Genomic DNA, 8,600 nt, shown 5'->3' with positions numbered 1-8,600 from the left:
GATGACGGCTCGGCCGGGCAGACCCGCGCGCGCTGGGCAGCCCGTCTGCCCGCCGATGCGATCTGGAGCACACCCCAGGCGGGCAGCCAGCGGATGTCGAATCTCTCTCGGGCCTATCGAGTCAATCTCTCGGTGCTCGCGCTGGTCGCGCTGCTCACCGGTGGCTTCATCGTCCACGCCACGGTGGCGCTGGCCACCGCCCGTCAGGCGCCGGTGCTGGCGCTGCTGGCCATGCTCGGTGCACCGCCGCGCTGGGCGCTGGCCAGCGTGATGGCGCAGGCCGCGCTGCTGGGCCTGGCGGGTGCGGTACTGGGTGTGGCCGGCGGGCTGGGCCTGGCCGCGCTGCTCCTGGGCACGATGGGCAGCGATCTCGGCGGCGGCTACTTCAGCGGCGCGCGGGTGGCGCTCGCCGCCGAGCCCGGCGTGATCGCCGGCTTCGCCCTGCTTGGCCTGGCCACCGCGCTGGCCAGCGGCATCGCGCCGGCGCTGCGGGTGACCCGGCTCGCGCCGGCGCGGGCGATCCGCCATGGCGTCGATGACGATGACGGCGGCGGCCCTCGGGGCACCCGGCGCACGCGTCGGAGTGCCGCCCTTGCCGCCGCGCTGGTGCTGAGCGGCGGCCTGCTGATGGCGCTGCCGGCCATGCAGGGTCTGCCGCTGGGCGCCTACGCCGCGATCGCCTGCTGGCTCTTCGCCGGCATCCTGGTGGTCGGTCCGATCACGGCATGGCTGTCGCGCCTGCTCGACGACGCCGCGCCCGGCCTGTGGCGCGCCCCCGGCGCCTGGCTGGCGCTGCAGCGGCTGCGTCGGGCTCCCGGCGCCGCCGCGGTGGCGCTGTCGGGCGTGGTGGCCAGCTTCGCGTTGTCCAGCGCCATGGCGATCATGGTCGACAGCTTCCGGCACTCGGTGGCCGACTGGCTGCACACCGTACTGCCCGCCGACCTGTATGGCCGCGCTGGCGGCCAGGGCGCAAGCGCCGCGCTGACGCCAGCCATGCAGTCGAGCCTCGCCGCACTGCCGGGTGTGGGCCGGGTGGAGCTGCTGCGCAGCCAGGAACTGCTGCTCGATACCCAACGCCCACCGGTGGCCGTGCTCTCCAGGCCGCTCGATCCGACGCAGGTCTCGCGGCTGCTGCCCCTTACCGGAGCGGCAATTGCCGTGGCCCCGGGCGAGCGACCGGTCTGGGTGAGCGAGGCCATGGTCGACCTCTATGGCTGGCAACCCGGCGCGCAGGTAAGCCTGCCGCTGGGCGGCGCGTTGGTGCCCTTGCGGGTGGCCGGGGTCTGGCGTGACTACGCCCGGCAGCATGGTGCCGTGGTCCTCACGCGTGACGACTACATCGCACTCACCGGCGACACGAGCGCCAACGATGTGGCGATCAGCCTTGCGCCCGGGGCGGACGCAGGCGAGGTGCTCGGGCGCATCCGTTCTGCGCTGCCCGCGCTGGCAGCGATGGACTGGCGCAGCGCCGGCGAGATCCGCACCCTGTCGATGAGGGTGTTCGATCGCAGCTTCGCGGTCACCTATGTGCTGGAGGCGATCGCGATCGGCGTGGGACTGTTCGGCGTGGCCGCCACCTATGCCGGTCAGGCCCTGGCTCGCGCCCGCGAGTTCGGCATGTTGCGTCACCTCGGCGTGACCCGCGCGCGGATCATCCGCGTCTTTGCGCTGGAGGCCGGGCTGCTGGTGGCCATCGGCGTGGGCTGGGGTTCGGCCCTGGGCGCGGCCATTGCCGGGGTACTGGTGCATCGGGTCAACCCTCAGTCCTTTCACTGGACCATGGACATGCACTGGCCCTGGGCGCTGCTGGGTGCAAGTGCGCTCGGGCTGATCGCGCTCGGCGAGCTGGCCGCCGTGCTGGCGGCGCGCAGCGCGGCCGGGGAGTCGCCGGTGCGCGCCGTGCGGGAGGACTGGTGATGGCACGCATCGCGCGACGAGGTCTCATGCTCGCGGCCGGCGCCTGCGGGCTGGCATTGCCAGCCCGCTCGATGGCCGCTCCCGGCCCCGGCGACCATCCGGAATTCGCGCCGGTGCTGCCGGGCCGGCCTCTGCGCTTTCCGCGCGACCACGGCGCGCACCCCGGATTCCGTACCGAGTGGTGGTATCTCACCGGCTGGCTGCGCCTCGCCGGCCAGCCGATCGGCGTGCAGGTGACCTTCTTTCGCAGCCGCACCCGGCATCCGCCCGACAATCCCAGCCGCTTCGCCCCGCATCAGCTGCTGCTCGCCCACGCGGCCATCGCCGATCCGGCCCACGGCCGCCTGCGGCATGACCAGCGCAGTGCCCGCGCCGGCTTCGGCCTGGCGCAGGCCAGCGAGACCGACACCGACCTGCGCCTGGGGCGCTGGCAGCTCGCGCGCGATGCCGACGACCGTTACCGCACCCGCATCGAGGCACGCGACTTCCGGCTTGCCCTGAGCTTCACCCCCGCCGCCGCGCCCCAGCCGCAGGGCGACGAGGGCTATTCCCGCAAGGGGCCGCAACCCGCGCAGGCGAGTCACTACTACAGCCGACCGCGCCTGGCGGTGCAAGGCGAGGTGGTGATCGCCGGTCGCTCACGCACGGTCGAGCAGGGGCTGGCATGGCTGGACCATGAGTGGTCCTCGGAGGTGCTCGATCCACGCGCGGTGGGCTGGGACTGGGTCGGCCTGAACTTCGACGACGGCAGCGCCCTGATGGCCTTTCGCATCCGCGCCGCAGACGGTGGCGAGATCTGGCAACACGCCCGCTGGTTGCCAGCGAGCGGTCTGACCCATGGCCCGGCGAGCGACGCTGCCCCTGCCGCGACGAATGCTTCGACGCGCGGTCCGGGCGAGCCGGTGAGCTTCCAGCCGCTGCGCCACTGGCGTTCGAGCCGCAGCGCCGGCAGCTATCCGGTGGCCATGCGGGTGCGGGTCGGCGCGCGCACGCTGGTACTGGAGCCCTTGCTCGATGACCAGGAACTCGACGCCCGCGCCAGCACCGGCGGGCACTACTGGGAGGGCGCGGTCCGGGTGCTCGAGGCCGGTCGGGAGACCGGGCGCGGCTACCTGGAGCTGACCGGCTACGCGGGGCCGCTGCGTCTCTGAGCGCGGCCTGCGGCAGGGCTTGCGCCGTCTGCGCCAGCGTCTGCGCCGGCGGTGTTGCCAGCGCCTGCTGCGCCGCGAGCGGCGGCTGCGTGCCCGGCCCGGGTGCGTGCGCGAGCAGCCCGAGGGGTTGCGCCCCGCGCCTCGCCGCGACGGGCCTGGGCAGCACCGCGTACCGGATCCTGTTCACCGAACGCGCCGCTACCGGGCACCAGACCCCAGAGCGCGATCACCTGATCGGCCCTGGCCACCGCGCTCATGAGCACCGGCGCCGGCAGCTTGCGCATGATCAGGGGCAAGGCCACGCTGAAGACCAGCAGGTCATCCACCCAGCCGATCAGCGGGAGATCCGGCAGGGGATCCACCGGCGAGAAGATCCAGGCCAGTGCCGCCACGGCCGCCAGCTTGAGCCGGCGCGGCGTGCGCGGATCGCGGATCGCGAAGAACACGATCAGGGCATCACGGCCGGCGGCGCGGAACATGCGGCGAAGGCGCAGCAGGCCCATCAGCGCACCAGCTGGTTGATCTCGATCACCGGCAGCAGCACTGCCAGCACGATCAGCAGCACCACCCCGCCCATGAGCAGGATCAGCAGCGGCTCGAGGATGCCGGTGAGCGCGAGCGCACGGCGCTCGGTCTCGCCGGCGAGCGTGGCCGCGGTGCGCTCGAGCATCTCGGCAAGATGGCCGGTGGCCTCGCCGCTGGCGATCATGTGCAGCATCAGCGGCGGGAAGCACCCGCCTGCAGCCAGCGCCCGCGACAGCGACGCGCCCTCGCGCACCCGGGCGATCGCATCGACCACATTGACCCGCATCGCCTCGTTGGACAGGGTGAGCGCGCCGGCCTCCAGCGCCCGGATCAGCGGCACGCCGCTGGCGCTCAGGATGGCGAGCGTGGCGGCGAAACGGGAGGTGTTCACGCCACGGACCAGGCGGCCGAAGAGCGGCATGGCCAGCACCCGGCGGTGCCAGCCCAGACGGAAGGAAGGCGAGCGCAACGCCGACGCAAAGCCCGCGCCGCCAGCGGCCGCCGCCAGCAGCACCGCCCAGCCCCAGTGGCGTACGAAGTCCGAGAGCGCGATCAGGCCCACCGTGAGCATTGGCAGCTTCTGCCGGCTCTGCGCGAACACCCCGATCACCTGCGGCACCACATAGGCAAGCAGCGCCGCGATCACGCCGGCAGCCACGAGGGTGACGATCGCGGGATAGACGAATGCCAGCCCCACCCGCTGCGCCAGCGCAGCGCGCGACTCGACATGATCGGCCAGCCGCGCCATCACCACCGACAGGTCGCCCGAAGCCTCGCCCGCCGCGACCAGCGCGCGGTAGATCTCGGGGAAGTCGCGCGGATAGCGGGCCAGCGCCTGACTGAAGGTCTGGCCGGCCACCACCTCGCTACGCACCGCCGCGAAGCGCTCGCGCACCACCGCCCGATCGGCCTGCTCGATCACCGCGCCCAGCGCCTGCTCGAGGGTGAGCCGGGCCGCGAGCAGGCTGGCGAGCTGCCGGGTGGCCAGCGTGAGATCGGCGCTGCGCAGGCGTCCCCCCGGCAGCGCCACGGTGCCGGCGGCCGCGGCACCGACCGGCGTGACCTCCAGCGGGACCAGCGCGCGCTCGCGCAGCAGGCTGCGAGCGTGGCGGGCCGAGTCGGCGTCGATCACGCCGCGCTCGAGCAGCCCGGCCGCGTCGGCCGCCTCGAAGCGGAACGCAGCCATCAGTCGCGGGTGACCCGCACCACCTCGTCGGCCGAGGTGATGCCCTGACGCACCCAGCGCTGGCCGTCCTCGCGCATGGCCACCATGCCCGCGGCCAGGGCCGCGGCGCGCAGCTCGGACTCGGCGGCGTTGCGGTGGATGAGCGCACGCAGCGTGTCGTCGATGACCAGCAGTTCGTACACGCCGGTGCGACCGGCATAGCCGCTGCGGTTGCAGGCCAGGCACCCGACGGCGCGCCAGCCGCCGGAGACCGGATCGGGCTGCCGGCACGGCAGGCACAGCTTGCGCACGAGCCGTTGCGCCACCACGCCCAGCAGCGAGGACGACAGCAGGAAAGGCTCGACGCCCATGTCGATCAGGCGGGTGACCGCCGAGACCGAATCGTTGGTGTGCAGCGTGGCCAGCACCAGATGCCCGGTGAGCGAAGCCTGCACCGCGATCTGGGCGGTCTCGAGGTCGCGGATCTCGCCGATCATGATCACATCGGGATCCTGCCGCAGGATGGAGCGCAGCGCCTTGCCGAAGCTCATGTCGATGCGCGCGTTGACCTGGGTCTGGCCGATGCCGTCCAGGTCGTACTCGATCGGGTCTTCCACCGTGAGGATGTTGGTGGTGGCCGCATCCAGGCGGCCGAGCGCCGAGTACAGCGTGGTGGTCTTGCCCGAGCCGGTGGGCCCGGTGACGAGCACGATGCCGTGCGGCTGGCGCACCAGGCGGTCGAAACCGGCAAGCGCCTGATCGCTCATGCCCAGGCGACCGAGGTCAAGGCGGCCAGCCTCCTTGTCGAGCAGTCGCAGCACCGCGCGCTCGCCGTGGCCGGTGGGCAGCGTGGACACCCGCACATCGATGGGGCGCCCGCCGATGCGCAGGGCGATCCGGCCGTCCTGGGGCAGGCGCTTCTCGGCGATGTCGAGCTGGGCCAGGATCTTGATGCGCGAGATGAGTGCCGCGTGCAATTCACGACGCGGCCGCACCACATCGCGCAGCGTGCCGTCGACCCGGAATCGCACCACCGAGTAACCCTCGAAGGGCTCCACATGGATGTCGGAGGCGCCATCGCGGCTGGCCTGGGTGAGCAGCGCATTGATCATGCGGATGATCGGCGCATCGTCCTCGGTCTCGAGGAGGTCTTCGATGCGCGGCAGCTCCTGCATCACCCGTGACAGATCGAGGTCGCTCTCGACCTCGCCCACCACCGAGGCGGCCGAGCCTTCCTGCTGGGCGTAGGCGCGCGAGATCGCGCCGGCGAGTTCGGCCTCGTCCTTGGACACCGTGACCAGCCGGAAGGGCAGGACCCGCGCGAGCTCGCCCAGGGCCGAAGGCGGCGTGCTGGGGCCCACCCAGATCTCGAGCGCATCGCCCGACTGGGCTGCCACGAGCACCCCGTGACTGCGGGCAAAGCCGTAGGGCACGTAACGGGCGGGCGAGACGCTGGCCATGGCGGGAGCCTCAGCGCCGCACGGCGCCGTCGATGTCCGGCGACAGGCTGGCCGGCGCGCCCGGCGGCAACGGCGAGGGGCCCGCGGGTTTCGGCATCGAGGGCAGGAGCGAGGGCGGCATGTCGGGCAGCAGCCAGCGCGACGGCAGGCGCGAGTCGCCCTGAAGGGTGCGCATGTAGTCGTAGCGATCGGCGGTGAGGCTTTGCGCCGCATTGGCGTCACGCAGCACCACCGGGCGCAGGAACACCAGCAGGTTGGTCTTGACCCGCTTGCGGTTGTCGTAGCGGAAGAGCTGCCCGAGGACGGGGATGTCGCCCAGGCCCGGCACCTTGCTCGTGCCGCCCTCCACCCGCTCCTCGATCAGGCCGCCAAGCACCACCACCTGACCGTCATCGACCAGCACATTCGACTCGATGGCCCGCCGGTTGGTGATCAGGCCCGCCGAGAGGCTGCGGTCCTGCACATTGGAGACCTCCTGGAAGATCTGCAGGCGGATGGTGCCGGCCTCGGACACCTGCGGCTTGACGCGCAGCGTGGTGCCGACATCGCGCCGCTCGATGGTCTGGAAAGGGCTGACCGCCGCGCCGCCGGTGCCGGTGGCGGTGAACTGGCCGGTGATGAAGGGCACATTCTGGCCGATGATGATCCGCGCCTCTTCGTTGTCGAGCGTGAGCAGGTTGGGCGTGGCCAGGATGTTGGCATTGGCGCCGCTCTCGAGGGCGCGGGCGAGCAGGCCGAGGTTGACCGGGGAGATGCCGCCGGTGGCGCCGGGGTTGCCCACGATGGCGCCGCTGCGCAGCAGCCCGAGGTTCAGGCCCTGGCCCAGCGCCAGCACATTGGCGGTGGCATCGAGAATGTTGCCACCGCTGTTGCGCGCCGGCAGGTTGGTGCCGCCCACCACCGAGTTGCCGCCGCTGCCGCCCTGGCTGAGGAACTGCCACTGGATGCCGAGTTCGGCTGCGCGCTCGGCCGAGACCTCGACGATCAGCGACTCGATGTAGACCTGCATGCGGCGGGAATCGAGCCGGTCGATCACCGCGCGCAGGTTGCGGTAGACCGGCTCGGGCGCGGTGATGATCAGCGAGTTGGTGGCGGCATCAGCGGCGATGATCACGCCACCCACGTTGTGCGCCACCGCGCCGGGCAGCGTGCTGCCGGCCAGGCTGGCGGTGCCCGATGTCGTGCCGGGGACGGCGCCCGGGGTGGCGCCCGCCGGCGTTGTACCCGGCGTGCCCGCCGCCTGCAGGGCGGTGCCCTGCGACAGGCTGGCCAGCCCCTGCCCGAGGGTGCCCACGCCGGTGCCGCCTCCGGCATCGCCGGCGATCACGCTGCGCAGCACCTGCGCAAGGCGCACCGCCTCGGCATTGCGCAGGTACACCACGCGGATGTTGCCCGGCTGCTCGCTGGGCTGGTCGAGCCGTGCGATCAGGCTCTTGGCGAGGTTCAGGCGCGCCGGACTGGCCGCACGCACCAGCACCGAATTGAGCCGGGCATCGGCCAGCACCGTGATGCGCTGGCCGGGATCGACCTGCGCACCCGCGGCTGCGCGCTGGGTGTCATCGAGCAGGCGGGTGACCGAGGTGGCGAGATCGGTGGCCAGGCCATGACGCACCGGGATGACCTCCACTTCACCGGTGGACGGGCTGTCCAGGCTTGCAATGATCTTGCCGATGCGCTGCAGGTTCGAGGCGTAATCGGTGATGACCAGCGAGTTGTTGCTCGGGTAGGCCGTCACGGGATTGTTCGCACCGACCAGCGGCCGCAGCACCGGCACCAGGTTGGAGGCCGACTCGTAGCTCAGCCGGAAAATCTGGGTGACGATCTGATCGCCCCCCGGCAGCTCGGCCCGGTCGGCCGCCACCGGCCCGTTCTGAAGCTTGGCATCCGCCTCGGGCACCACCCGCACCGTCTGCCCGGCGTCCACCAGCGCGAAGCCCTGCAGACGCAGCTGGGCCTGCAGCAGCTGGTAGGCCTGCGCGCGAGACACCGGCTTCGGAATTTCGAGCGTCATCTTGCCGCGCACCTTCGGATCGACGATGAAGGCGCGACCCATCAGGTGGCTGAACGCGGCCACCACCACATCGATCTCGGCCTCGCGAAAATTGAGGGTGATCTGGTTGGACGACCCGGCGATGCCGGGCGGCGGCTCGGCCGCCCGCACGGCGGGAAACGGGGCGAGCAAAGCCGCGAGCAGCAGCGCGCGGATGACGATGGCGCCTGCCGAGGGCGCCCCGGGCCTTGGCCGTCGGGGCTGGGCCCGCTGGGCCTGGTCACTGCTCACTCGCCTACCCTCCAATCCTGATGATCGTGCGCTCGCCCTCGCGCCGGCCGATGAGGGCGAGCAGCGACTGCAGTCGCGCCTGCTCGGCGCCTTCGGCCCAG

6 protein-coding genes are annotated in these 8,600 nt (G+C 72.3%); 2 read left to right on the top strand and 4 right to left on the bottom strand.

What is annotated here, in order from left to right; all coding sequences use genetic code 11:
• Together AC2H6A_RS15690 and AC2H6A_RS15685 are read left to right on the top strand one after the other, a co-directional pair.
• Positions 1 to 1,917: ABC transporter permease (locus AC2H6A_RS15690; RefSeq protein ID WP_484274617.1), on the top strand; the 1,917-nt coding region annotated here is incomplete at its 5' end.
• On the top strand, positions 1,917 to 3,068 hold the full coding sequence (locus AC2H6A_RS15685) for a lipocalin-like domain-containing protein (RefSeq protein ID WP_484274615.1): 1,152 nt from the start codon (positions 1,917 to 1,919) through the stop codon (positions 3,066 to 3,068). The genes AC2H6A_RS15690 and AC2H6A_RS15685, both read left to right, overlap by 1 nt.
• Here AC2H6A_RS15685 and AC2H6A_RS15680 read toward each other — a convergent pair.
• Genes AC2H6A_RS15680 through gspD form a run of 4 tightly spaced genes read right to left on the bottom strand, consistent with a single transcriptional unit; the run spans position 3,044 to position 8,499 of the window.
• Positions 3,044 to 3,571 (bottom strand): YkvA family protein, encoded by a 528-nt coding sequence (locus tag AC2H6A_RS15680; RefSeq protein WP_484274614.1) that lies wholly within the window; start codon positions 3,569 to 3,571, stop codon positions 3,044 to 3,046. The two genes, AC2H6A_RS15685 and AC2H6A_RS15680, sit on opposite strands and share 25 nt — an antisense overlap.
• A complete protein-coding gene (gene gspF / locus AC2H6A_RS15675) occupies positions 3,571 to 4,779 on the bottom strand; it encodes a type II secretion system inner membrane protein GspF (protein ID WP_484274613.1) in 1,209 nt (402 codons plus the stop codon). The genes AC2H6A_RS15680 and gspF overlap by 1 nt, the downstream gene beginning before the upstream one ends.
• Positions 4,779 to 6,218: a type II secretion system ATPase GspE gene (gene gspE / locus AC2H6A_RS15670; protein ID WP_484274612.1), complete on the bottom strand. Its 1,440-nt coding sequence runs from the start codon at positions 6,216 to 6,218 to the stop codon at positions 4,779 to 4,781. The genes gspF and gspE overlap by 1 nt, the downstream gene beginning before the upstream one ends.
• 10 nt (positions 6,219 to 6,228) lie before the next feature.
• Positions 6,229 to 8,499, bottom strand: coding sequence for a type II secretion system secretin GspD (gene gspD, locus AC2H6A_RS15665; protein ID WP_484274611.1), 2,271 nt, complete (start codon positions 8,497 to 8,499; stop codon positions 6,229 to 6,231).
• Positions 8,500 to 8,600 lie beyond the last annotated feature (101 nt).

The organism is Quisquiliibacterium sp. (assembly GCF_982640115.1).
The sequence above is the reverse complement of the archived record's forward strand: the minus strand, read 5'-3'. Positions and strand labels throughout refer to the sequence as shown.

What these genes read in the sequence shown, in the direction of transcription:
- AC2H6A_RS15685 (WP_484274615.1), top strand. Translation starts at nt 1,917, where the DNA reads ATGGCACGCATCGCGCGACGAGGTCTCATGCTCGCGGCCGGCGCCTGC.
- AC2H6A_RS15680 (WP_484274614.1), bottom strand. Translation starts at nt 3,571, where the DNA reads ATGGGCCTGCTGCGCCTTCGCCGCATGTTCCGCGCCGCCGGCCGTGAT.
- gspF (WP_484274613.1), bottom strand. Translation starts at nt 4,779, where the DNA reads ATGGCTGCGTTCCGCTTCGAGGCGGCCGACGCGGCCGGGCTGCTCGAG.
- gspE (WP_484274612.1), bottom strand. Translation starts at nt 6,218, where the DNA reads ATGGCCAGCGTCTCGCCCGCCCGTTACGTGCCCTACGGCTTTGCCCGC.